This is a genomic window from Kineococcus sp. NBC_00420 (assembly GCF_036021035.1).
In the GTDB taxonomy this organism is placed as follows: domain Bacteria; phylum Actinomycetota; class Actinomycetes; order Actinomycetales; family Kineococcaceae; genus Kineococcus.
The window spans coordinates 4518131-4542991 of record NZ_CP107930.1 but is presented as its reverse complement, the minus strand read 5'-3'; the positions used below and the strand labels follow the sequence as shown (position 1 = coordinate 4542991).

The window sequence follows — 24861 nt, the reverse complement described above, 5'->3', positions numbered from 1 at the left end:
GCGGGAGGATCCCCACGTGTCGACCGCCGAGAGCCCCCCCGACGTCGCCCTGTCCGTGGTGGTGCCGGCCTTCGACGAGGCCGAGGTGCTGCCCGCGTTCGCGCAGCGGCTGCGTCCCGTGCTCGACGGCCTGCTCGAACAGGGTCTCGGCGGCTACGAGGTGCTCGTCGTCGACGACGGCAGCTCGGACCCGACGCCCGTCGTCCTCGCCCGGTTGCGCCGGGACTGGCCGCAGCTGCGGGTGGTCCGTCTGCGCGCCAACGCCGGACACCAGGCGGCCCTCTCGGCGGGGCTGGCCCGGGCCCGCGGGCGCGGCGGGGTGCTCACCATGGACGCCGACCTGCAGGACCCGCCGGAGGTCCTCCCCCGGATGCTCGCCGCCGCCGCCGGGAACGACGTCGTCTACGCCGTGCGCGAGGACCGCTCCGTCGACTCCGTCCTCAAGAGGCTGACGGCGGCCGCCTTCTACCGCCTGGTCTCCGCGCTCGGCGGTCGGGCCCCCGCGCAGGCGGGGGACTTCCGCTTCACGAGCCGGGTCGTCGTGGACACCGTCCTGGGCCTGCCCGAGGCGCACCGGGTGCTGCGCCTCGTCGTCCCCGACCTCGGCTTCGCCTCCACCACCGTCGGCTACGTCCGCGAGGCCCGCGGCGCCGGGCGCACCAAGTACCCGCTGGGGCGGATGCTGCGACTCTCCCTGGACGCCATCACCGGGTCCTCGACGGCACCGCTGCGCCTGGCGTCGTTCTTCGGCCTGGGCGGGGCGCTGCTGACGTTCCTGCTGCTGCTCTACGCGCTGGTGTCGTTCGCGCTCGGGTCGACCGTGCCGGGGTGGACGTCGACGCTGGCCGTCGTCGCCGGGGTCGGCACGCTGCAGCTGCTCTGCCTCGGGGTGCTCGGCGAGTACGTCGGGCGGCTCTACGTGCAACTGCAGAACCGGCCGACGTACCTGGTGGCGAGCGACTCCCTCGAGGACCCTGCGGACCGGGGTCAGACGCGGACGTGACCGTCGCCGAGCACCTGCCACGTCGTGGTGGTCAGCTCGGCCAGCCCCATCGGGCCGCGGGCGTGCAGCTTCTGGGTGGAGATCCCGACCTCGGCTCCCAGCCCGAACTCCCCGCCGTCGGTGAACCTCGTCGAGGCGTTCACCGCGACGACCGCGGAGTCGACTGCGGCGCAGAAGTAGTCGGTGACCCGGACGTCGGTCGCGAGCACGGCTTCGGTGTGCGCGGAGGTCCACCGGGAGATGTGCTCGACGGCGTCCTGGACCGAGTCGACGACGCCGACGGCGATCTCCATCCCGTGGAACTCCGCCGCCCAGTCCGCGTCGGTGACGGGCTCGGCCGGGATCCCCTGCGCCTGCGCGGCCCGCAGCGAGGTCGCGTCGGCGTGCAGGAGCACACCCGCCCCGTGCAGCGCGGCGAGCAGCGTCGGCAGGAAGTCGGCGGCGAGCGCCGAGTGGACGAGGACGGTCTCCGCCGCGTTGCAGACGCTGGGTCGCGAGGTCTTGGCGTTGAGGACGATCTGGACGGCCTGGGCGAGGTCGGCGGAGGCGTCGACGTAGACGTGGCAGTTGCCGACGCCGGTCTCGATGACGGGGACGGTCGCCTCCCGCACGACGCGCTGGATGAGGTCGGCGCCGCCGCGCGGGACGAGGAGGTCGACCAGCCCGCGGGCGGTCAACAGGACCCCGACCCCGTCCCGGCCGAAGTCGTCGATGCTCGTGACCGCGTCGGCGGGCAGCCCGGCGCTCTCCAGGGCTGCGCGGATGACCTCGACGAGGACGGTGTTGCTGGACTGCGCGGCCGAGCCACCGCGCAGGACGACGGCGTTGCCGCTCTTGAGCGCCAGCACCGCGACGTCGACCGTCACGTTGGGCCGGGCCTCGTAGACCACGCCGAGCACCCCCATGGGGACGCGCAGCTGCCGCAGCCGGATGCCGTTGGGGAGGGTGGAGCCGCGGACGACCTCGCCGACGGGGTCGGGCAGCGCCGCGACCTCGCGGACCGCGGCGGCGACCCGGACCGGGTCCAGGCGGAGGCGGTCGAGCAGGTGCTGGGAGGTGCCGTCGGCCTCGCCGCGGGCGAGGTCCTCGGCGTTGGCCGCCACGATGCGCTCGGTGGCGGCGTCGATGGCGTCCGCGATCGCGTGCAGCGCGGCGTCCTTGGTCGCCCGGGTGGCCACGCGCAACGGTCGTGACGCCACCTTGGCGCGTCGGCAGACCGCCAGCACGGCGTCCTCGACGGTGGTTCCGGCAGCCTTCTCGGGCGCGAGCGTCATGGCCGCAGCCTACGCGTGCCCCGCAGATCGTTCAACGATCCTTCGCCGGCGAGGCCAGGGACCTCACCAGGGAGCGATGTCGCCGATCAGGTCGAGGGTCCGCACGCGGCGGGTGGGCACTCCCCCGCCGCCGACCCCGTGGCGCCGGCGTTCCGCCTGCTGGTCGACCCGGTGCTCCACGGTCGCGCGGTCGACGACCTCGACACCGACCACCGACCAGCACGGCAACCCGGCGCTCGCGCGGTGCTCGGGCCACAACCGCAGGGCCATCGCGGCGGCGTCGTCGACGTCGCGGGCCTCGTCCCAGTAGCGCAGTTCCACCCTCGTGCTGCTGTAGCGCACGCTGGAGAGGAACGGGTGCTCGCTCAGCAGGCGGTCGAGCGCGCTGCGCAGGGTCTCCAGGTCGGTCTCGACCCCGGCGACCGTCAAGGTCACCGACCACAACGGCAACGGCGTCTGCGCCACTCCTGGCTCCCCGGTTCGAAGCTGTCTGGGTCGAGGGCGCGGTCAGCGCCCCAGGAGCACCAGGTGGTCACGGTGGACCACCTCGCGCTCGTAGGCCGGGCCCCACTGCCGGGCGAGCTCGCGCGTCGACCGGCCGAGCATGTCCGGCAGTTCTTCCGAGGAGTAGTTCACCAGTCCCCGGGCCAGCGCGTGGCCGTTTCCGTCGACCAGGTCCACCGGGTCCCCCGCGCGGAAGCGTCCCGACACCCCGACGACCCCCGCGGGCAGCAGCGAGGAGCGGTTGGCGCGCACCGCGCGCACGGCCCCGTCGTCGAGCACGAGCCGGCCGGCGGGTGCGGCGGCGTGCGCGAGCCAGAGCTGTCGCGTGCTGCGGCGGGCCCGGCGAGCGGTGGGCAGCGCGAACCAGGTGCCGACGTCCACCCCGCTCAGCGCGTCGTGCGCGAGCGTCGCGGAGGTCACCAGCGTCGGTACCCCCGCGGCGACGGCGATCGCGGCGGCCTCGACCTTCGTGCTCATCCCGCCCGTCCCGACGCCCGCGGCCCCGGCGGAGCCGACGGTCACCCCCGAGAGGTCCTCGGGGCCGCGGACCGTGGCGATCCGGCGCGCGCCCGGCGTCGAGGGCGGGGCGTCGTAGAGGGCGTCGACGTCGGAGAGCAGCACGAGCGCGTCGGCGCGCACGAGGTGGGCGACGAGCGCCGCGAGCCGGTCGTTGTCGCCGAAGCGGATCTCGTGGGTCGCGACGGTGTCGTTCTCGTTGACCACGGGCACGACCCCGAGGCCGAGCAACCGTTCCAGCGTGCGCTGGGCGTTGCCGTAGTGGGTGCGTCGCACGACGTCCTCGGCCGTCAGCAGCACCTGCCCGACGGTGAGGCCGGCTCGGGCGAAGGCCCGGGTGTACTCGGCCAGCAGCAGGCCCTGCCCGACGCTGGCCGCGGCCTGCTGGCTCGCCAGGTCACGCGGACGCTTGCGCAGGCCCAGCGGCGCCAACCCCGCCGCGATGGCGCCGGAGGAGACGAGGACGACGTCCCCGCCCCCCAGCCGACGTCGCGCGAGCACGTCCACGAGCGCGTCCAACCGCGACGCGTCCAGTCCCCCGGCCGCCGTCGTCAGCGACGACGAGCCGACCTTGACGACGACGCGCCGGGCCTGCGCGAGGTCCTCGCGCCGGGCGACCGGGGACGGGGTGGTCACTGCTGTGAGAACTCCTCGCTGGTGGTGTCCTCGTTGGTCCAGTGACCGGCCTGGCGTTCGGTCTCGAGCTCCCCGCGGGCCTCGGCCTTGGCGGCACGACGCTCGCGTTCCTGGACGCGCTTCTCGTCACGGGTGGGACGGGAGTGGTCCTCCAGGCGCAGGTCGCTGCCGCGCTGGCCCAGGACCTCGGCCCCGGCGATCATCGTGGGTTCCCAGTCGAAGACGACGGCGTTCGCGTCGTCGCCGATGACCACCTCGGCGCCCGGGGTCGCCCCGGCCTTGAACAGCTCGTCCTCGACGCCCAGGCGGGCGAGGCGGTCGGCCAGGTAGCCGACGGCCTCGTCGTTGGTGAAGTCGGTCTGGCGGACCCAGCGACGGGGCTTCTCGCCCCGGACGCGGAAGCGGACCTGACGGTCCTCGACGTCGCCGTACTCCTCGCGCGTGACCTTGAAGCCCTGGTCGTTGATCGCGGGCGGGTTGAGCACGATCCGGGTCGGGACCGCTTCCGGCGCAGCGGCTCGCGACGCGGCGACGAGTTCGGCCATCGCGAAGGAGAGCTCGCGGAGCCCGGTGTGCGCGACCGCGGAGACGACGAACACGGGCGCGCCGCGCTGCTCGAGGTCGGCGCGGACGATCTCGGCCATGTCCCGCGCGTCGGGCACGTCGGCCTTGTTGATCACGATGATCCGCGGACGGTCCTGCAACGGGACCGTGCCGTCGTCGACGGGGTAGGCGGCCAACTCCTTCTCGATCGCCTCGAGGTCGCTGACCGGGTCGCGGTCGCTCTCGAGGTTCGCGCCGTCGAGGACGTGGACCAGGGCGACGCAACGCTCGACGTGGCGCAGGAAGTCCAGGCCCAGCCCGCGGCCCTCGCTGGCGCCGGGGATCAACCCGGGGACGTCGGCGATGGTGTAGCGGGTGGAACCGGCCTCGACGACACCGAGGTTGGGGACGAGCGTGGTGAAGGGGTAGTCGGCGATCTTGGGCCGGGCCGCGGACAACGCCGCCACCAGGCTGGACTTGCCGGCGCTGGGGAACCCGACGAGCGCGACGTCGGCGAGGGTCTTGACCTCCAGGTGCAGGTCGAGGACCTCACCGGGCTCACCGAGGAGGGCGAAACCGGGCGCCTTGCGCTTGGCGGAGGCCAGCGCCGCGTTGCCCAGACCACCGCGTCCACCGGGAGCGGCCACGAAACGGGTCCCGTAGCCGACCATGTCGGCGAGGATCTCGCCCTTGGCCGAACGCACGATGGTGCCCTCGGGGACGCCGATGACGAGGTCGTCGCCCTCGGCGCCGTTGCGGTGGCTGCCCATCCCGAAGCGGCCGTCGGGCGCGCTGCGGTGCGGCCGGCGCTGGAGCTCGAGGAGGGTCGTCACCTGCGGGTCGACCTCGAGGATCACGTCCCCGCCCTTGCCGCCGTTGCCGCCGTCGGGGCCGCCGAGCGGCTTGAACTTCTCGCGGTGGACCGAGGCGCACCCGTTGCCGCCGTCACCGCCGGACGCGTGGACGACGACGCGGTCGACGAAGTGGGTGGACATGGTTGAAAGCCTCTCGTAGCCCAGCGATGGTGATCTTGCAGGTAGTCCCAGCTCGATCTCCGGCGCTGGGCGCCGGCTCCACGATTGCGGGGGCTGACGCACGGAGGGGCGGACCGGATCGCTCCGGTCCGCCCCTCCGCGTTCACGACTGGTGGTACGTCACACGCCGGCTGCGACGATGTTGATGACCTTGCGGCCACGACGCGTGCCGAACTCGACGGCGCCGGGGATCAGAGCGAACAGCGTGTCGTCGCCGCCACGGCCCACACCCGCACCGGGGTGGAAGTGGGTGCCGCGCTGGCGGACGATGATCTCGCCCGCGAGGACGACCTGACCGCCGAAGCGCTTGACGCCGAGGCGCTGGGCGTTGGAGTCACGACCGTTGCGCGAGGAGCTCGCGCCCTTCTTGTGTGCCATGAGTCAGCTCACTCCCCGATGCTGGTGATCTTGACGCGGGTCAGCGGCTGGCGGTGGCCCTGACGCTTGCGGTACCCGGTCTTGTTCTTGTACTTCAGGATGGTGATCTTGGGGCCCTTGGCCTCCTCGACCACCTCGGCGACGACCTTGACACCCGCGAGAGCCGAAGCCTCGTGAGTCACGGTCTCACCGTCGACGAGGAGAAGGGGCTGCAGTTGCAGCGTCTCCCCGTTGGCCACGGGGACACGGTCGATGGTCAGCACGTCGCCGACCGAGACCTTCTCCTGCCGGCCGCCGGCGCGGACGATGGCGTACACCACAACGAACCCGTTTCTCTCGTCACAACTGGAAGGCCAGCAGACCGATGGACGGTCTGTGGCTCGCGCACGATGGCGCACCAAGGGTCAAGCGTACGGAACGCCGTCCCATGGGTCAAAACGGCTGGCCGCGAACGGCCGGCCGAGTCGTTCAGTCGCCCGCGGACGAGGCGCCCGGGGCGGACCCCTCGCGCTCCTCGCGCTCCTTGTGGCGGGCGGCCGCGGCCACGGCCGCGATCGCGGCGAGGACCGCGGAGTCCTTGGCGGGCTCCCGGGGGGCGTCCTGCTCGGACTCCCCGCGCGGGGCGGAGCCGTTCGAGGAGGATCCCTCGACCGAGGGGGCGTCGCCGGCGGGACGGCCGTTCTCCGTCTCCCCCTCGGCCCCCTTGTCCCGGCCCCGACCACGGCGCGAGCGGGACTTCGTGCTGCCCCCGTTGCCACCGGAACCGCCGTTGCCCCCACCGTTCGAGGAGGGGCCGGAGGAACCGCTGGAGGAGCTCGAGGAACCCGTGGGCGTCGGCTGCGGGGCGGGGTTCGCGTCGGCGGCGGCGTCGAGCTCCTCGAGGACCGCCGCGAGGCCCTGTCCGGTCCGCTTGCGCGTCATCTGGACCAGCCCGAGCGAGGTCACCTCGGCCACCTGGTGCTTGGTCCGGTCCCGGCCCAGGCACTCGATGAGGCGGCGCAGCACGAGGTCGCGGTTGGACTCGAGGACCATGTCGATGAAGTCGATGACGATGATCCCGCCGATGTCGCGCAGCCGGAGCTGACGGACGATCTCCTCCGCGGCCTCGAGGTTGTTGCGGGTGACGGTCTCCTCGAGGGTCCCGCCGACACCGGTGAACTTCCCGGTGTTGACGTCGACCACGTGCATGGCCTCCGTCGGGTCGATGACCAGGGAACCGCCCGAGGGCAGCCAGACCTTGCGGCCCAGCGCCTTCTGCAGCTGCTCGTCGATGCGGTGGTGGGCGAAGACGTCCTCGCTCCCCTCCCAGCGCACGAGCCGGTCAGCGAGGTCGGGGGCCACGTCGTCGACGTAGTCGCGCACCGTTTCCCACGCCTCGTCCCCGGACACGACGAGCTGGGTGAAGTCCTCGTTGAAGACGTCGCGCACGACACGGACGGTGAGGTCCGGCTCGCCGTGCAGCAGGATCGGCGAGTTCTTGCTGGACGCCTTGGCCTCGATGGCCTCCCAGGTGGCCTGCAACCGCTGCACGTCCGCGGCCAGCTCCTCCTCGGCCACACCCTCGGCGGCCGTGCGCACGATGACGCCGGCCCCCTCCGGGACGACCTGCTTGAGGACCTTCTTCAACCGCGCGCGCTCGGTGTCGGGCAGCTTGCGGGAGATGCCCGTCATCGACCCGCGGGGGACGTAGACGAGGTAGCGACCGGGCAGCGAGACCTGGCTGGTGAGTCGCGCACCCTTGTGCCCGACCGGGTCCTTGGTGACCTGGACCAGGACGGAGTCGCCGGACTTCAGCGCCGCCTCGATCCGGCGCGGCTGCCCCTCGAGCCCGGCGGCGTCCCAGTTGACCTCACCGGCGTACAGCACGGCGTTGCGGCCCTTGCCGACGTCGATGAACGCGGCCTCCATGCTGGGCAGCACGTTCTGCACGCGGCCCAGGTACACGTTGCCGACCATCGTGGTCTGCGCGGACTTCGCGCCGTAGTGCTCGACGAGGATCCCGTCCTCGAGGACGCCGATCTGGGTCTTGTCGTCCTGCTGACGCACGACCATCACGCGTTCGACGGACTCGCGGCGGGCCAGGAACTCGGCCTCGGTGAGGATCGTGCGCTTGCGGCCCTGCTCGCGGCCCTCGCGGCGGCGCACCTTCTTCGCCTCGAGACGCGTCGAGCCCTTGAGCGCGGTGATCTCGTCCTCGCCGGTGCCACCGATCGTGACCGCGGCACGGGGACGACGCGGTTCCCGGACCCGGGTGACGGTGTTCGGCGGGTCGTCGGGCGAGACGTCCTCGGACTCCGCGGAACCGCTGCGACGGCGACGGCGACGACGGCGGCGGGAGGACCCGTTCGACTCCTCGCCGTCGTCGTCCTGCTCGGTCTCGTCCTCGGGGTCCTCGGTCTGGTCCCCGGAGTCGGTCTCGGCGACGTCCTCGTCGTCCGCGCCGGTCTCGCCCGACTCGTCCTCGACGTCACCGTCGACGGGGGTGCGGCTGCGGCGACCGCGGCCACCGCGGCGGCGACGCCGACGCGGCGCACCACCGTCGTCGTCGTCGTCGTGGTCGTCGTCGCCCGCGTCACCCTGGTCATCGATCTGGTCGTCCTCGTCACCGGTCCGGTCGAGGGCGTCGTCCACCTCGACGTCGGACTCGCCGTCCTCCTCGCCGTCGAAGGCGAAGGTGTCCTGGTCGCTGACGGGGGGCGGGCCGGCGGGTGCGGAGGCGCGACGGCTGCGACGCACGGGCTCCTCGTCGACGGGGGCCTGGAAGAAGAGGGCGGTGGCGCGGGCGGCCGCGTCGGCGGCACGCTCACCCTCGCTGGGGGCCCGTCGTCCCTGGGCGAACCCGGCGGCTCGCAGCAGGACCGGGTCGTCCATGAGGTCGGGGTCCTCCGCCACCGGGGTGACGGGGGTCTCGACGGGGGCTTCCTCCACCGGGACGTCCTGCGCGAGCGCAGCGGCCTCGACGGGCTCCTCCTCGACGGGGACGGCCGGCACCACGGGCGCGACGGCCGTCTTGCGGCTGCGACGACGACGGGCGGGGGCCGCGGCCGGGGCCTCGGCGGGGGCCTCCGCAGTGGTCTCCACGGCGGCCGGTTCGACGGCGGGCTCGGGGGTGGGTTCCGGGGTGACCTCGACCTGGGGGGTCACCTCCGCCACGGGTTCCACGACGGGTTCGGCGACAACGGGTTCGGCGGCCACCTCGGCCGGGGTCGCGACCTTGCGGGTCGCCCGACGCGCACGACGACGCGGCGGCGCCTCGGTCTCCACGACAGGCTCGGGTGCCGGGGCCACGACGGGCTCCGGCTCCGCCGCCACGACGGGATCGGGCGTCGGTTCCGCCACAGCGGGGGTGGCGGGGGTGGCGGGCTCGGCCGCGGCGCTGGTCTCGCCTGACACGTCGACGTGGGCCGGCGGACCGGCGGGTCGACTCGCCGCACGGCGCCGGCGGGGCCGCGTCGTCGCCGCGCCCTCGGCTGCTGCTGCGTCGTTCTCTTCGGGTGTGGTGCTCACGGGTGCTCCGCTCGCCCGCGGCGCCCGCTCCACCGGTGAACCCACGGCCGCGCGAGCGTCCTGGTCGGAATCGCCGGGTGGGTCGTCCCGCACCCGACGGAAGTCCTCTGTGTGCACCGACGGGTTCGCGCTCTTCGCGTGCTCCGTCCGTGCCGCCGGCGGTCGACGTCCGGCGTGTGGCCCGGGGCGCCTGCGAGGTCCTTCCACTGGACCGCGGCGCTCCCCGGAGCCCGCGCGCAGGGCGACGGTCTCGACAGCGGGCCGGGCGCCCGGTGTAGGGAACGCTCGACCACTGTCAGTGTCGCACAGCTCGCCAGGACGGGTCCGGGCCGTCCGCGGCAACCGTCGCCAAGGGGGCCGGCGGTCCGCTACTCTCCGATCAACACCATCCAGAGTGGCCGAGAGACCTGGCTCGACGACGCCACAGCAACCACCGCGCAGCGGCAGGTGCTCCCGCCAGGGCGATGGAGGAAACAGCGTGATCAGCCGTACCCGCTCGACCCTGACCCGGCGCTTCCACGTCGACTTCTCGCGCGCCGCCTCCACGGCGTGTCGCCAGGGCGCTCCGATGCGCCGGGGGACGCCGCGCGCGGTCTGAGCACCGCCGCCGCATCCCCGCAGCACCTCGCTCGACCTCCTCCCCCGCGCCCTCGCGCACCCCGACGGACGGTCACCGTCCGCCTACCCCCCGGAGCACACCCATGTCCGCGCCCCGTCGCACCCTCCTGCCCGCCAGCACCTCCCGACTCCTCGCGTCCCGTCGGCGGGTCCTCTCCGGGGCTCTCGGCCTCGGCGCGCTCGCCGGCACCGGCACGCTGGCCGCCTGCGGTGACGAGAGCACCTCCTCGGGCCTGAGCGCCGGGAAGGCCGTCGACCTCAAGGGGGCGACGATCAAGCTGATGGTGAACCAGCCGCACGTGCTGGCCTTCACGGACCTGCTCGGCAAGAAGTTCGCGGCGGAGTTCGGCGGGAAGCTCGAGGTCACGGCGATCCCCTACGACCAGCTCACGAGCAAGCAGATCCTGGACGTGCAGGGCGGCGACGGGGAGTTCGACGTCTTCGACTACTTCTACTTCGGCCTCGGCCAGCTCGTCGACGCCGGCGCCCTGGTCGACCTCACGGACTGGATCGGCGCGAACACCGACATCGCGACCGACGACTTCCTGCCCTCGATCTACGACCCGTACACCCTGATCGACGGCAAGCGCTACGGCCTGCCCTTCGACGGCGACACCCACGTCCTCTACTACAACACCGAGGTCTTCGAGAAGTACGGCGTCGAACCGCCCAACACCTGGGACGACTACGACGCGGTCGCCGCGAAGATCACCCAGGACTCCGGCGGCAGCGTCTACGGCGCGATCGTCGAGGGTCAGCAGGTCCCGATGATCCTGGGCTGCTCCTTCATCAACCGCCTCGCCGGCTACGGCGGCACGCTCGTCGGCTCCGACGGCAAGGCCGCGTTCCACGGGGCGGAGGGGCTGGCCGCGCTGCAGCACCTCATCGACGTCTCCCCCGCGGCCCTGCCGACACCGCTGCAGACCGGCTTCGACCAGGCCAACTCCGCCTTCCTCTCCGGTCAGGGCGCGATGCTCGACACCTGGACCGACCTCGGGCTGAAGGCGCAGGACCCGGCCGGCTCGAAGATCGTCGACAAGTGGGGCGTGGTCACGCTCCCCGTGGGCGGGAAGAACACGACCGCGCGCACCGCGCTGGACGCCGGGTTCGGCCTGGGCGTCTCGAGCGCCTCCCAGCAGATCGACAAGTCCGCCGCCTTCGTGAAGTGGGCGACGAACCAGGAGAACAACCTGCTGCTCGCCTCCACCGCGGGTTCTGGGATCGACCCGGCGCGCAAGACCGTCCTGGACTCCACCGACTACGCCACGGCCGCGGGCATCGCGACCGACGTCATCCGCGAGGGTCTCGACGGTGACCCGCTGGCCTGGCCGAGCCGGGCCGGTGCGCCGAAGGCGCTGCAGGACCTCGTCGACCAGCTGGCGCTCGCCATCCAGGGGTCCACGGAACCGCAGGCCGCGCTCGACAAGGCCGCTGAGAGCTGGGAGAAGGAACTCGGATGAGCCAGCTCCTGGACGGGCAGCGCACCGTGCCCGGGCCGCGGCGGGGTCGCCGCGATCCTGCGGCCCGGCGCGCGGTCCCCGGCCGCCACCGGCCGGGGCACGTCTCGACGTGGCTGGCCGCGCCCAGCCTCGCGGGGCTGGCGCTCATGCTGGTCTACCCGACGGTGTTCGTCGTGGCCCTGGCCTTCACGAAGTCGTCGCTGGGCAAACCCCTCCAGCACTTCACGGGGGTCGACAACTTCGTCGACGCCTGGGAGTCGCTGGCCTTCGCGGGTTCGCTGGTCCGTTCCGTGGTCTTCGCCGTCGTGGCCGCCCTGGTCGCGACGGGACTCGGCATCGCCCTCGCCCTGTTGCTGCACGCGCGGGGGACCCGGTTCGGCGCGGTGGGAACGATCCTCCTGCTGCCCCTGGTCACGCCGCCCGTCATGGTCGGGGTGGCCTGGAAGCTCATGCTCGCCCCGGTCGGGGGCGCGTTCGGCGGGTTGTTCTCGGCGATCGGCTTCCCCGGCGCGAACCCGTTGGGCGACAGCGTGGGAGCCTTCGCCGCGTTGATCGTCATGCACGTCTGGCAGTGGACGCCCCTGGTGACCCTGCTGGTCTTCGCGGCCCTGCTGGGGGTCCCCGAGGAACTCCGCGAGGCGGCCTCCCTCGACGGCGCCGGTGCGTTCCGCACGTTCACCTCGGTGGTCTGGCCGGTCGTCGCCCCCAACGTCCTCTCGGTCCTGCTGCTGGAACTCGTCATCGGGTTGAAGGTCTTCGACCTGGTGACCGTGGTGACCCAGGGCGGGCCGGGGGTCTCCACCATCGTCAGCAGCTTCGAGATCTTCCGGACGGGCATGCGCGGCAGCTACGAGATCGGGACGGCCGCCGCCGAGACGCTGGTCTTCGGCCTGGTCGTCGGGGTCCTCACCACCGTGGTGACGCTGGTGCGTTCGCGTGCCGTGAAGGCCGACCGGTGACCGGCGCCGTGCTGCGCCGCAGCGGTCTGCGCGTGATCCTGGCGGCCGTCGCGTTCGTGGCGCTGCTGCCGATGCTGTTCATGGTCTCGCTGTCGCTGCGCAGCGTGGACGACATCGCCAACGGCGGCTGGCTGCCGACGAACTTCGTGTGGTCGAACTTCAGCAAGGCCTTCGCGACGGTCCCGCTCTCGACGATGCTCGCGAACTCGTGGGTCGTCGCGATCGGGGCGACGCTGCTCACCTCGATCGTCGCGGTACCCGCCGCCTACGTGACCGCCCGGGCCGGGGCGCGCGGTGAGCGTCTGCAGACGGTGCTGCTGGCCAGCTACTGCGCCCCGCCGATCGTGGCGGTCCTGCCGCTGTACTACTTGCTCAAGCAGGCGGACCTGACGAACTCCGCGATCGGGCTGGTCCTGGTCAACGGCCTGGCCAACGTCCCCGTCGCCGTGTGGTTGCTCGACGGTTTCGTGCGGCGCATCCCGCTGGAGGTCGAGGAGGCCGGCTGGGTCGACGGCCTGTCCACGACGAGGGGGCTGTGGCACCTGGTGCTGCCGCTGCTGGCGCCCGGACTCGTCGCCGCCCTACTGATCTGCCTGTTCCTGTCCTACAACGAGTTCCTCTTCGCCGTGTCGTTCTCGCAGAGCACCTCCAGCCAGACCCTGCCGGTCGGGTTGTCGCTGTTCCAGGGTGACCGCACGGTGCAGTTCGGCCAGCAGGCCGCGGCGTCGCTCGTCGGGATCATCCCGATGTACGTGCTCGCGGTGGTGGCCCAGAAGTGGCTCGTCGGTGGGTTGTCCGCCGGGGCCGTCAAGTGACCGAGTTCGAGGAGACGTCCGTGACCGACCGCAGGATCCACCTGAACGCCTTCGACATGACCTGCGTCGGTCACCAGTCCCCCGGGTTGTGGAGGCACCCGGCCGACGAGTCGCACCGCTTCGACGACATCCGCTACTGGACCGACCTCGCGAAGCTGCTGGAGCGCGGGAGGTTCGACTCGCTCTTCATCGCCGACGTCCTCGGGATCTACGACGTCTACCAGCAGGGTCCCGAGACGGCGCTGCGCGAGTCGACGCAGGTCCCCGTGGGCGACCCGCTGCTCGCGGTGTCGGCGATGGGTGCGGTCACCGAGCACCTCGGGTTCGGCGTCACCGTCTCGCTGACCTACGAACAGCCGTACTCCTTCGCCCGGAAGATGGCGACGCTGGACCACTACACCAACGGTCGCGTCGGCTGGAACGTCGTGACCAGCTACCTCGAGTCCGCCGCGAGGAACCTCGGCCTCTCCACCCAGATCACCCACGACGACCGCTACGAGCTCGGCGAGGAGTTCATGGAGGTCGTCTACAAGTTGTGGGAGGGCTCCTGGGAGGACGACGCCGTCGTCCGCGACGCGGAGGCGGGGGTGTTCACCGACCCGGCGAAGGTCCACCCGATCGAGCACCACGGCCGGTTCTTCGACGTCCCCGGCATCGGGCTCACCGCGCCGTCCCCGCAGCGCACGCCGGTCATCTTCCAGGCCGGTGCCTCCCCGCGGGGGATCGCGTTCGCGGCCCGGCACGGGGAGGCGATCTTCAACACCGCCACGCGTCCCGAGGTCATGCGCCCCTGGGTCGACCGGCTCCGGGCCTCGGCCGCGCAGGCCGGTCGCGACCCGCGCAGCGTCAAGGTGTTCACGCTCGTCACGATCATCACCGCGGCCACCGACGAGGAGGCGCGGGCGAAGTACGAGGACTACGCGCAGTACGTCAGCTACGACGGCGCCCTGAACCTCTACGGCGGCTGGAGCGGGCTGGACCTGGCGAGCTACCCGCCGGACGAGCCGCTGGAGTACGCCGAGACGGAAGCCGTCCGCAGCGCCGTCGAGGCGTTCTCCACCGCCGACCCGGACCGGAAGTGGACGCCCCGCGACATCGCGAACTGGGTGGGGATCGGGGGGATGGGTGCCGTGATCGTCGGCTCCCCCACCACCGTCGCGGACGAACTGCAGCGCTGGATCGAGGTCGGTGACGTCGACGGGTTCAACTGCGCCTACGCCGTCACCCCGGGCACGTTCGAGGACATCGTCGAGTTCATCGTCCCCGAGCTGCAACGCCGTGGCGTCTACCCCAGCGACTACGAGGGGGAGACGCTGCGCGAGACGATCTACGGCAAGGGTCAGGTCCACGTGCGCGACGACCACCCGGCGGCGGCGTACAAGGTCTCCCGGGTGCCGCGGTGACGGCCCCCGTCGCCGCCGACTCCGCCGCGGCGTCGGTGTCCTCGAACCTCTCCGCCCTGCTCGACGTCTTCCCACCCGCGAACGGGTGGGTGTGAGGAGAACCATGACCACCAGGAACCAGGTCCTCGACGCCGCCCGCGACGTCGCGAACCACCTCGCCCTCGACGCGCTCGAGCGTGACCGGGCGAACGCCGAACCGTTCGCCGAGGCCGAACTGCTGCGCAAGGCGGGCCTGCCGAACGTGCTGCTGCCCGCGACGATCGGCGGGGCCGGCCTGCCGTGGTCGGTCGCGCTCGAGGTGGTCCGCGAGATCGCCCGGGCCGACGGCTCGATCGCGCAACTGCTCGCCTACCACTACGTCAACGCGCACAACCTCGTCTGGGTCGCCGACGACGCGGGCCGGCGCCGCTGGGGTGTGCCCACGGCCGAGAACCAGTGGTTGTGGGGCGACTCGGTGAACCCCGTCGACCCGGACCTGCAGCTCGTCCGCGACGGGGACGGGTACCGGTTGCGGGGCACGAAGAACTTCTCCACCGGCGCGAGCGTCGGTGACGTCACGGTGGTGGGTGGCCTGACCGACACCGGGGAGGACCTGCTGGTCGTCGTCCCCCGCGAGGCCGAGGGTTTCGTCAAGGGGGGCGACTGGGACAACCTCGGTCAGCGGCTGTCCGCGTCGGGTTCGGTGCGCTTCGACGACGTTCGCGTCGAACCCGACGCGGTCCTCGGCTCGGCGTCGACGAGCGGGGCGTTCGGGTCGCTGGTCACGCCCGCGATCCAGGCCGCGTTCGGGCACTTCTACCTCGGGGTCACCCGGGGGGCCTTGGAGGCCGCCGCGGAGTACACCCGCACGTCGTCACGGCCGTGGCTGCTCTCCGACGTGCAGAAGGCCGTCGAGGACCCCTACGTGCTCGCCACGTACGGGCGGCTCGTGGCCCGGCTGCGGGCGGCGGAGGCCCTGGGCCGCAGCGTCGGTGAGTCGCTGTCGCAGGCGCACGAGCGCGGCGGGGACCTGACCTGGGCCGAACGCGGCGAGGTCGCGGAGGAGATCGCGGCCCTCAAGGTCGTGTCCTCCGACCTGGCCCTGGAGGCGACGTCGGCGATCTTCGAGGTGACCGGGGCCCGGGCGTCGGCGAACCGGTTCGGGTTCGACCGGTTCTGGCGCAACGTCCGCACCCACACCCTGCACGACCCCGTGCAGTACAAGGCGCGCGAGGTCGGCGACCACTTCCTCACCGGCGCCCACCCGGCCTTCTCGCTCTACACCTGACGCTTCTCCCCCGCGGAAACAACACTTTCCGCCCTCGAACGCCTCCCCGGAGGGCGGAAGGTGTTGTTTCCGCCCTCCGGGATGGGGGGTCAGGGGGTGTGGCGCAAGAGCACGGCACCGTGCGGTGCGAGCACGACGGGGATCGCGGTGCTGCCGGGCGCGACGCCGCGGGTCGAGTCCTCCTGCGCCGTCACCGGGACCGTCGAGACGGGTGTCCCCGTCCACAACTCCTCGACGGTGCCGAGTCGCGCGGGCAGGTCGACGTTCTGGCTGTCGAGGGCGACCTCGAGGGGCTCCGGGCCCAGGTTGAAGGCGGCGACGTAGCCGACGCCCTCCCCCTGCGACGTCCAGAGCACCAGCGGTCCCTCCCGGAACACCTCGCGGTTCCCCGTGGAGGACAGGACGGCGAGCACGTCGGGGTTGGTGAACAACGCGATCGTCGCCGGGTCCGAGGTCGGCAGGTCACCGCCGATCATCAACGGCGACCGGGCCACCACCCACAACGTCATGAGGGTCCTGCGTTCGGCCGGCGTCAACCGGTCGTGCCGGGGTTCCCCCCGTTCGGCGCGGATCCCCACCCGACCGAGCGGGAGCATGTCGCCGTCCGGCCACCCCTGCGGCCCCGCGTGCGGGGCCCAGCGCGCGAACCGGGCGAAGTTCGCCTCGACGTCCTCCCACCGGTCCCACAGGTCGTCGCAGATCCGCCACATCGTGGCGTGCTCGCGCAGGTGGTCCAACCGCGACAGGGAGAGGTCACGTCCGGGCGACAGGCTGAGTTCCATCGGCCGCCCGCAGCGCCGGATGGCGGCGGCGAAGGCCTCGATGTCGACGGCCTGGTAGGGCCAGAGCATGTCGTCGACCTTGAGGAAGTCGACGCCCCACTGCGCGTAGAGGCTCAGGACCGAGTCGTAGTAGGCCTGAGCGCCCGGGTTCGTGTGGTCGAGGCCGAACATGTCGGGGTTCCACTCGCACACGTTGGTCCGGTCGGCCACCTCGTCCACCCCGGGCACCGAGCGCGGGATCCCGCGCATGACGTGGATCCCGAACTTCAGGCCGAGGGCGTGCACCTGCTCGGCCAGCGGAGCGAACCCCTCCCCACCCGCGGCGGACGGGAAGCGGCCCGGGTCCGGCACCAGCCGGCCGAGCTCGTCGAGGCAGAGCGGCGCCCCGTCGTTGTACCCGTGTGCGCGGGCCGTCGGGTCGGACCAGTCGATGTCGACGACGACGGTGTCCCAGCCGAACTCCAGGAGGTGCTCGGCCATGAAGCGGGCGTTGGCGAGCACCTCCTCCTCGGTCACGGTCGTGCCGTAGCAGTCCCAGCTGTTCCAGCCCATCGGTGGACGGCTCACGGGCGCAGCGCCTCCGGCAGCCGGTCCGCGTGCGCGGCGAGCAGTTCGTCGGTCATGGCCCGGATCTGCTCCAGCGTCAGCAGCGCCGCGGTCAACGGGTCCATCGCGACCGCGTGGTGGACGTTCTCGACGTCGCCGGTGAGCGCGGCGCGGACGGCGAGGGTCTGCACGTTGACGTTGGTCCGGTTCAGCGCCGCCAGCTGCAGCGGCAGTTCCCCGATGGCCGTCGGCTGCACGCCGTTCTCGTCGACGAGGCAGGGCACCTCGACGCACGCGTCGGCGGGCAGGTTCGAGATCACGCCGGTGGCGTTGGGGACGTTGCCGTAGACGACGCTGGGGACACCGGTGACGACGGAGTTCACGATCGACGCGCCGTACTCGACGCTCGGGGCGAGGTCGGCCTTGAGCTTCTCGAGCTGGGTGTCGATGTCGCCCTGGTCGTCGTGGTTGACGCAGATCTCGTAGTAGTCCCAGCGCTCGGGGATGTACTCGCGGATCATCTCCGCGTTCTTTCGGAAGTACGGCAGGTACTCCGAGGCGTGGTGGCTGGACTCGGTCTCGAAGTAGCCGAACGACTTCATGATGGTCGTGCGCACCTGCTCGTTGCCACCCTCGTAGGTGCTGGCGGAGGCGGCGGCCTCGCTGTGGTCGCCGTCGTCGCCGGCGAGTTCGGCGGCCGCCCGGCCGACGACGTGCTTCTGGTTCATCACCTCGCGCAGTCGCGGGTAGAGGTCCTCGGTGCCGTGGCGGAACCTCAGGATCCAGGCCTGGTGGTTGATGCCGGCCGAGAGGAAGTTCACCTCGTCGTAGGGGACGCCGAGGGTGCGGGCCAGCATGCGGGTCGTGCCCTGGACGCTGTGGCAGAGGCCGACGGTCTTCAGGCCCTGGGCGTTGAGGTAGGCGGTGGCCATCGCCATCGGGTTCGCGTAGTTGATGAACACCGCGTCCGGGCAGACCTCGCGCGCGTCGGCGGCGATCGCCGCGTAGGCGGGGACCGAGCGCAGGAAGCGGAACACCCCGCCGGGCCCGATGGTGTCACCGACGGTTTGGTCGATGCCGTACTTGCGCGGGATGAGCACGTCGTGCTCGTAGGACTCCACGCCCCCGACCTGGAAGGTGATGATGACGAAGTCGGCACCGTCGAGGGCGGTCCGGCGGTCGGTGGTCTCGACGACCTCGGTGTCGAACCCGTGGTGGGCGACGAGCTTGCGCGCCGCGTCGGCGACGGGGGCCAGCTTGTCGGGGTTCACGTCCATCAGGCACAACTGCGCCGAACGCAGGGCCGGGAAGCTCACGAGGTCGCCGATGAGGCGGAAGGGGAAGACGAAACCACCAGCGCCGATGATGGTGATCTTGGGGCTCTGCGTCGAGGACATGGCTCGATCCTAGGCCGCGGACCGGTCGACGGCCTTCAAGAAGTCACCGCAGTGGTTCCAGTATCCTCAGCTACGCTCGGGTCTGTGAACACCCCGGACGTCCAGGAACCCGCCCTCTGGGTGCACCGCGGTTCCGCACCACCGATGCGGGAGTTCCACCGTCACGACGACCTGGAGATCAACGTCGCGCTGCGTGGATCGCTGGAGTACCTCCTGGGGGGTGAGCGGGTGCTCGTCCCCGAAGGGCACACCGCCCTGTTCTGGGCCGCGGCGCCCCACCGGTTGATCGGGGCGGATCGGTCGCAGGAGAGCGACATCTGCTGGATCCACCTACCGCTCGCGGCGGCCCTGCGCTGGGCACTGCCCGAGGCCTTCTCGACCGTCGTCATGTCCCACGGCACCGTCGTCGTGCCGACGGCGGCCGTCGGGACGCACGTCGAGGCGCAGTTCGAGACCTGGCGGCGGGACCTCGACGCCGGGGCGGACACGGCCATGCTCCTGCTCGAGGCGAACGCTCTGGTGCTGAGAATCCTGGGACACCGGGAACCGATCCCCACCCCCGCCGACCGGCCACGGTCCGCGCTGCGCCCCGTCGCACTGATGGCCCGCTACACCGCCGAGAACTTCCGGGAGGCGATCTCCCCCGCCGACATCGCCCGGGCGGCGAACCTCAACCCGAACTACGCGACGACGTTGTTCCGGCGCTCCACCGGCGTCACCCTGGGCGACCAGCTGCTGCGCCACCGCATCGCCGAAGCGCAGCGACTGCTGCTGACGACCTCCCTGACGACGGCCGCCGTCGCGCACGCCGCGGGTTTCGGCTCGGGGAGCAGCCTGTACGCGCACTTCGCGCGCGCCTGCGGCTGCTCCCCCGGCGCCTACCGCGCCACCCGGTCGGTCACCCCCACGAACCCCTCGTCCGTCACGGCGGCGCCTTCGCCGTGAGGAGCGCGTCCAGCGTGCGTCGGCCCCTGTACCTGCTGGTCGGGCGAGCCACCCTCGGTGAAGGCCGGCGGGGGCATGCACTCCTGGTCGATGAGGCCCTCCACCGGTCGTCATGGCCCGGCCCGTGGGTGTCGATCTCGGCGGTCGCCTTGACGCCGACGGCACCGTCGACAGCGCGCTACCCGGGGTGGGAGGACGTCCCGTTCGGGACGGCCCTCGCAGCCGAACGCAGGTTGCCCGTCATCGTCGACGACCTGGTGGCGGCGGTGGGGAACTTCACCATGCCCGAGAGGATCGTCATCTCGGGCGAGAACGCGCGCCTCGCCGAGGTCGGCCAGGCGGCCCTGCACGACGGGATCGCGCAGGGCCGCAGCCGGATGGCCTCGGAACTCGTGGTCGACGTGCAGCTCACGGGTTTCGCGGAGTGGGCCCGGGGTGCGGCCGTGACCGCGATCCGGACGTTCGTCCTCGGCTCACGCCGCTGACGGACGTCCGGACCGCAGCCTTCAGACCACCGGTTCGAAGGTGAGCACGAACCGCGTCGGCTGCGCCTGGAGCCGGTAGGCCGGCAGCGCACCCGGTCCGCAGGAACCCGTCCCGATCCCCTGCTGGGCCTGGTCGAGGTGCAACCAGATCCGGCCTTCGTCGTCCAGCGCCGAGGTGTGCGTCGCGGCGTCGAGGGTCTCGGTGCTCCACGGCCGCACCGTCACCCCGATCGTGGGTTCCGCGCGGACCCGCAGGCCCGAACCGTCGGCGGCGGTCAGGACCGCCCACCGCACGTCGGCCCGCTGGCCGTTCTCCTGCGGACGGACGTAGGGGGTCTGCAACTCCTCCACCGACCGCGAGAACCTCCCGGTCCACGTCGCCGACCCGGTGTCCGGGTAGGCCTCGCCGGGACCACGGCCGAACCAGTCCAACCGCCGCAGCGTGCGCGGCAGCGCCAACCGGATTCCCAGCCGCGGCAACGGGACCGACAGCCCACCCGGGGTCTCGGGGGTCACGTCGACCTCGAGCCGGACGGCTCCCCCGACGTCGCTCCACCGCCAGGTCGTCGCGAACCCCGTGTCCGTGCCCGCCGGGGCGGAACGCCCGGTCACGACGACGTCGCGCTCGGACACGGCGACGGAGACCGTGCGGTGCCGCAGCCGGTGCAGACCGAGGGTGCGCCAGGTGGGTTCCAGGGGTTCCCCGTGCTCCCCGCGGTCGTTGTCGGTGGGGGCGCGCCACACCGACAGTTCGAGGGTCTCCACCGGGAGCCCGCCCAGGGCCCGCAACGTCCCGGTCCGGGCGTCGAGGACGGCCGGCCCGACCAGCAGGTCCGGTCCCCGGCGGACCGGGGCGATCGCGGCCGGGGTCTTCGGCAGCGCGGCCTCCACCAGCTGCACCTGTCCCCGTCCCAGCACGTGACCCGCCGGCGCCCAGCCGGTCTCGTCCACGAGCTCGGCGACGACGGTGAACCAGCGTTCACCCACGGCCGGGGAGAGCTGCCGGACCTCCGCGGGGAGGTCGAGCAACACCGAGGCGCGCGGGGCCAGGTCGGGGGTGGGCAGGTCACCGTGGGCGACCTCGATCCCCTCGTCGGCGACGCTCCACCGCAGGCGGACGTGGGCGAGGTCGACCACGTCGTAGTGGTTGGTCAACCGCAGCCGCGTCCCCTCGGGTCGCAACCGCACCTGGGCGATGACGGCGGCGTAGTCGAGCAGGCCCGGGGACGGGGTGCGGTCAGGGAAGACCAGACCGTCGGCGACGAAGGCGCCGTCGTGCAGGGGTTCCCCGAAGTCGCCGCCGTAGGCGAAGCGTTCCCGGCCGTCCGGACCCTGCTGGCGCAGACCGTGGTCGATCCACTCCCAGACGAAACCGCCCATGCACCGCTCGGAGCTCTCGAAGAGGTCCTGGTACTCGACGAGCCCGCCCGGGCCGTTGCCCATGGCGTGGGCGTACTCGCACTGCACGAACGGCATGGCCCGTCGCCGGGCGTCCGCCTCCGCGTCCGGCAGGGCCTCCTCGCTCCGGGTGGCGATGTCGGCGACCTCGGCGTGGCTCGCGTACATGCGGGAGTAGACGTCGGCGTAGGGGACGGCCCAGTCGTGTTCGTAGTGGACCAGCCGGGACGGGTCGCGGTCCTTCGTCCAGGCCGACATGGCGGCCAGGTTCTGCCCGGTCCCGCTCTCGTTGCCCAGCGACCAGAGCACGACGCTCGCGTGGTTCTTGTCCCGCTCGACGGTGCGCCGCATCCGGTCCAGCAGGGCCTCGCGCCAGCGCGGGTCGTCGGAGGGGTTGTCGCGCCAGTCCAGCAGCCAGAAGCCGTGGGTCTCCAGGTCGCACTCGTCGACGACCCAGAGGCCGTGCTCGTCGCACAGGTCCAGGAACGCGGGGTGGGGCGGGTAGTGGCTGGTGCGGACGGCGTTCACGTTGTGCTGCTTCATGAGCAGGACGTCGGCCAGCATCTCGGCCGGGGTGACGGCGCGACCGCGGTCGGCGGAGACCTCGTGGCGGTTCACCCCGCGCAGCTTGACCGGGGCGCCGTTGACCGTGAACACGCCGTCGAGCACGGCGACGGTGCGGAAGCCGATGCGCAGCCGGACCCGCTCCCCCGCCGAGACGACCTCGGCGGCGTAGAGCCGGGGCACCTCCGCGGACCAGGGCTCGACGCGCTCGAGGACGACGTCCTCGTTCGTGGCGACGTCGACGCCCAGTTCGGGCACGAGCAGCCGCGCCGCCGAAGGGGTGTCGACCCGCAGCGTCCCCGCGCCCGTGGTGTGGTCGTAACCGGCGTGGACGAAGACGTCCTCGACGCCGTCGAGGGGACGGGCCAGGAGGGTGACGTCGCGGAAGATCCCCGACAGCCACCACATGTCCTGGTCCTCGACGTAGCTCGCCGCGGACCACTGGTGCACCCGCACCGCGAGGACGTGCTCGTCGGAGCCGACCAGGGCGTCGGTGACGTCGAACTCCACCGGGAGGCGGGACCCGACGGAGCGGCCGACCTCGGTCCCGTCGACCCACGCGGTGAACGCGGAGTCGACCCCCTCGAAGCGCAGGACCACGCGGGGGGCGCCGGCGGTGAACCCGTCGGGCAGCACGAAGGTGCGGCGGTGGTCCCCGGTCGGGTTCTCGTCGGGCACGAAGGGCGGCTCGACGGGGAACGGGTAGACGATGTTCGTGTAGGCGGGTTCACCCCAGCCCTGCAGCTGCCAGTGCCCGGGAACGGTGATCTCGCCCCAGGCCGCGTCGTCCAGCGCCGGGTCGGCGAGGTCGGCCGGGGTGTCCGCGCGCTCGGCGTAGCGGAACCGCCAGCCGCCGTTCAGCGACAGCGTGGGTGCATCGGAACGCACCCACGCCCGCGCGGGGAGGTTCCCCCGCGCGGGCGTGAAGTCCTCGAACCAGTGGCTCATCCCTTGGTGGCTCCCAGCGTCAGACCGGAGACGAACTGCTTCTGCAGTGCGAAGAACACGACGAGCACCGGCAGCGCGACCAGCACCGAGCCGGCCGACAGCAGGTTGTAGTCGGTGAAGAACTGGCCCTTGAGGTTGTTCAGCGAGCTGGTGATCGGGAACTTGTCCCCCGACTGCAGCAGCACCGTCGCCCAGAAGAACTCGTTGTAGATCCAGGTGATCTCGAGCACCGCGAGGGCCGCCAGCGCCGGGCGGCACAGCGGCAGGGTGATCTGCCAGTACTGCTTGAAGACGCTCAGGCCGTCGACCTGAGCAGCTTCGTAGAGCTCGTAGGGCAGCGTCTTCATGTAGTTGCTGAGCACGAAGGCGCAGAACCCCGTCTGGAACGCGGTGTTGACGATGATCAGCGCCCAGTAGCTGTCCAGCAGCGTCCCGGAGTAGCTGAACCAGTACGGGACCTGGATCGCCTTGAACAGGCGGAACAGCGGGATCAGCAGCGCCTGCGGCGGGAGCAGGTTCGCGGCGGTGAACAGCCCCAGCAGGGCCAGGTTGAACTTGAAGTTGAACCGGGCCACCACGAACGCGACCATCGAGGCCAGGAACAGGGCCAGCACCACGGAGGGCACCGTGATGATGACCGAGTTCAGGAAGTGCTGCCCGAAGTCGCCCTGCTGCCAGGCGTTCACGTAGTTCTGGATCGTGAACCCGCCGAAGGAGGCGTAGCCGTGCGCCTGGGTGTACCCGTAGTCGCGGAAGGAGTTGAAGACCGCCCACAGCAGCGGGAAGAGCCAGAGCACCGACGCGGCGATGAGGAAGACGTACAGCACGATCCGGGCCGGCGGCACCTTGTGCGGCACCTTCGGGACGTCCGCGGCCTGGCCGCGGACCCGAGGCACGGTGGTGGAGCTCATCGTTCTTCCTCTCGCATGACGACCGCCAGGTAGATGCTGATGAAGACCAGCGAGATCAACAGCATGATCGTCGCCAGCGCCGATCCGAAGCCGATGCGGCTCGCCTCACCGACGATGTTCGCGGTGACCAGCGTGGCGATCAGTTCCAGTCCGTTGCGGCCCTGGTTGATGACCCACACCAGGTCGAAGGCGCGCAGGGACTCGATGACGGTGATGACGAGCACGATGATGTTGATGGGACGCATGACCGGGAAGACGATCCGGAAGAACGTCTGGACCTGGTTGGCGCCGTCCATCTGCGCCGCCTCCTTGAGCGAGGCGTCGACCCCCTTGAGGCCGGCCAAGTACAGCAGCATCACGTAGCCGACCTGCTTCCAGCAGGTCGCGAAGAGCGCTGCCCACAGGTTCCACTTCGGGTCGCCGTAGAAGTCGACCTGCGTCCCGAGGACCGCGTTGATGAGGCCCTGGTCCCGGGAGTACATGAGCTGCCAGATGAACCCGACGAGCGCCAGCGACAGCACGACCGGCAGGTACAGCGCGGTCTGGTAGAACCGGCTGCCCTTGAGGTCCTTGTCGATGAGGACCGCGAAGAGGATGCCCAGCGGGGTCGCCACCACGAACATCACGACGAGCCAGATCAGGTTGTGCTCGATCGCCGGCTTGAAGGGCGGGTAGTTCGTGAAGACGTTGGTGTAGTTCTCCACGCCGATGATCTTGACGTCGGCGAGCGACCCGATCCCGTTCCAGTTGGTGAAGGACAGGAAGACCGAGGAGATCGCGGGGAGCCAGATCAGGCCGACGACGATCAGGGTCGGGATCGCCACCATGAGGATGACGGCGATGCGGTCGAAGCCGCTGAGCCGCTTGACGCGCTGGTTCTTGCCGGTGCCGTGGTGCGACCCCGCAGTCGGCGCGGGGTGCGCCGTCTGCGGGGCGACGAGCGGCAGGTCGGGAGACGACACGGAACG

Annotated in this window: 19 protein-coding genes, 1 pseudogene and 1 riboswitch; of the genes and pseudogenes, 8 read left to right on the top strand and 12 right to left on the bottom strand. The window is 71.8% G+C overall.

The window, feature by feature from the left end; genetic code table 11:
• Nucleotides 1-16: 16 nt before the first annotated feature.
• Nucleotides 17-1003, top strand: coding sequence for a glycosyltransferase family 2 protein (locus OG218_RS22275; protein ID WP_328295407.1), 987 nt, complete (start codon nt 17-19; stop codon nt 1001-1003).
• On the opposite strand, the gene OG218_RS22270 is transcribed toward OG218_RS22275, so the two are convergent.
• The 7 genes and pseudogenes from OG218_RS22270 to OG218_RS22240 all read right to left on the bottom strand — a co-directional run.
• The gene (locus OG218_RS22270; RefSeq protein ID WP_328295406.1) at nt 988-2277 is read right to left on the bottom strand and encodes a glutamate-5-semialdehyde dehydrogenase; all 1290 of its coding nucleotides are present in this window, start codon (nt 2275-2277) and stop codon (nt 988-990) included. The genes OG218_RS22275 and OG218_RS22270 overlap by 16 nt on opposite strands.
• A gap of 63 nt (nt 2278-2340) precedes the next feature.
• On the bottom strand, nt 2341-2742 hold the full coding sequence (locus tag OG218_RS22265; protein WP_328295405.1) for a hypothetical protein: 402 nt from the start codon (nt 2740-2742) through the stop codon (nt 2341-2343).
• Nucleotides 2743-2784: 42 nt separating this feature from the next.
• Nucleotides 2785-3933 (bottom strand): glutamate 5-kinase, encoded by a 1149-nt coding sequence (proB, locus tag OG218_RS22260; RefSeq protein WP_328295404.1) that lies wholly within the window; start codon nt 3931-3933, stop codon nt 2785-2787.
• Nucleotides 3930-5471, bottom strand: a complete 1542-nt coding sequence (obgE, locus tag OG218_RS22255) for a GTPase ObgE (RefSeq protein WP_328295403.1) — start codon at nt 5469-5471, stop codon at nt 3930-3932. The genes proB and obgE overlap by 4 nt, the downstream gene beginning before the upstream one ends.
• A gap of 159 nt (nt 5472-5630) precedes the next feature.
• Entirely contained in the window at nt 5631-5888 is a 258-nt protein-coding gene (gene rpmA, locus OG218_RS22250; RefSeq protein WP_328295402.1) for a 50S ribosomal protein L27, read from the bottom strand.
• An 8-nt stretch (nt 5889-5896) separates the two neighbouring features.
• Nucleotides 5897-6208: a 50S ribosomal protein L21 gene (rplU, locus tag OG218_RS22245; protein ID WP_380157337.1), complete on the bottom strand. Its 312-nt coding sequence runs from the start codon at nt 6206-6208 to the stop codon at nt 5897-5899.
• Between the two features lie 553 nt (nt 6209-6761).
• Nucleotides 6762-9440, bottom strand: a pseudogene (locus OG218_RS22240) (Rne/Rng family ribonuclease); the annotation flags it as partial.
• Between the two features lie 337 nt (nt 9441-9777).
• Nucleotides 9778-9866, top strand: a riboswitch (SAM riboswitch).
• 230 nt (nt 9867-10096) lie between these two features.
• On the opposite strand from OG218_RS22240, the gene OG218_RS22235 reads away from it, so the two are divergent.
• The 5 genes from OG218_RS22235 (at nt 10097) to OG218_RS22215 (ending at nt 15917) form a co-directional block, all read left to right on the top strand.
• The gene (locus tag OG218_RS22235) at nt 10097-11473 is read left to right on the top strand and encodes an ABC transporter substrate-binding protein (RefSeq protein WP_328295400.1); all 1377 of its coding nucleotides are present in this window, start codon (nt 10097-10099) and stop codon (nt 11471-11473) included.
• Nucleotides 11470-12432, top strand: a complete 963-nt coding sequence (locus OG218_RS22230) for a carbohydrate ABC transporter permease (protein WP_328295399.1) — start codon at nt 11470-11472, stop codon at nt 12430-12432. The genes OG218_RS22235 and OG218_RS22230 overlap by 4 nt, the downstream gene beginning before the upstream one ends.
• A complete protein-coding gene (locus tag OG218_RS22225) occupies nt 12429-13247 on the top strand; it encodes a carbohydrate ABC transporter permease (RefSeq protein ID WP_328295398.1) in 819 nt (272 codons plus the stop codon). The genes OG218_RS22230 and OG218_RS22225 overlap by 4 nt, the downstream gene beginning before the upstream one ends.
• Before the next feature lie 56 nt (nt 13248-13303).
• Nucleotides 13304-14650, top strand: a complete 1347-nt coding sequence (locus OG218_RS22220) for an LLM class flavin-dependent oxidoreductase (RefSeq protein ID WP_442906541.1) — start codon at nt 13304-13306, stop codon at nt 14648-14650.
• A gap of 103 nt (nt 14651-14753) precedes the next feature.
• Nucleotides 14754-15917 (top strand): acyl-CoA dehydrogenase family protein, encoded by a 1164-nt coding sequence (locus tag OG218_RS22215; protein WP_328295396.1) that lies wholly within the window; start codon nt 14754-14756, stop codon nt 15915-15917.
• An 89-nt stretch (nt 15918-16006) separates the two neighbouring features.
• Here OG218_RS22215 and OG218_RS22210 read toward each other — a convergent pair whose 3' ends face one another.
• Together OG218_RS22210 and OG218_RS22205 are read right to left on the bottom strand one after the other, a co-directional pair.
• Nucleotides 16007-17251, bottom strand: coding sequence for an alpha-galactosidase (locus tag OG218_RS22210; protein ID WP_442906540.1), 1245 nt, complete (start codon nt 17249-17251; stop codon nt 16007-16009).
• A gap of 11 nt (nt 17252-17262) precedes the next feature.
• Nucleotides 17263-18642, bottom strand: a complete 1380-nt coding sequence (locus OG218_RS22205) for an alpha-glucosidase/alpha-galactosidase (protein ID WP_328295394.1) — start codon at nt 18640-18642, stop codon at nt 17263-17265.
• A gap of 84 nt (nt 18643-18726) precedes the next feature.
• On the opposite strand from OG218_RS22205, the gene OG218_RS22200 reads away from it, so the two are divergent.
• Together OG218_RS22200 and OG218_RS22195 are read left to right on the top strand one after the other, a co-directional pair.
• Nucleotides 18727-19587 (top strand): helix-turn-helix domain-containing protein, encoded by an 861-nt coding sequence (locus tag OG218_RS22200; protein WP_328295393.1) that lies wholly within the window; start codon nt 18727-18729, stop codon nt 19585-19587.
• A 14-nt stretch (nt 19588-19601) separates the two neighbouring features.
• A complete protein-coding gene (locus OG218_RS22195; protein WP_328295392.1) occupies nt 19602-20072 on the top strand; it encodes a hypothetical protein in 471 nt (156 codons plus the stop codon).
• 21 nt (nt 20073-20093) lie between these two features.
• On the opposite strand, the gene OG218_RS22190 is transcribed toward OG218_RS22195, so the two are convergent.
• Genes OG218_RS22190 through OG218_RS22180 form a run of 3 tightly spaced genes read right to left on the bottom strand, consistent with a single transcriptional unit; the run spans nt 20094 to nt 24855 of the window.
• On the bottom strand, nt 20094-22982 hold the full coding sequence (locus OG218_RS22190) for a glycoside hydrolase family 2 TIM barrel-domain containing protein (RefSeq protein WP_328295391.1): 2889 nt from the start codon (nt 22980-22982) through the stop codon (nt 20094-20096).
• Nucleotides 22979-23893: a carbohydrate ABC transporter permease gene (locus tag OG218_RS22185; protein WP_328295390.1), complete on the bottom strand. Its 915-nt coding sequence runs from the start codon at nt 23891-23893 to the stop codon at nt 22979-22981. The genes OG218_RS22190 and OG218_RS22185 overlap by 4 nt, the downstream gene beginning before the upstream one ends.
• Complete coding sequence (locus tag OG218_RS22180) at nt 23890-24855, bottom strand: carbohydrate ABC transporter permease (RefSeq protein ID WP_328295389.1); 966 nt, start codon at nt 24853-24855, stop codon at nt 23890-23892. Before OG218_RS22180 ends, OG218_RS22185 begins: the two co-directional genes overlap by 4 nt.
• Nucleotides 24856-24861 lie beyond the last annotated feature (6 nt).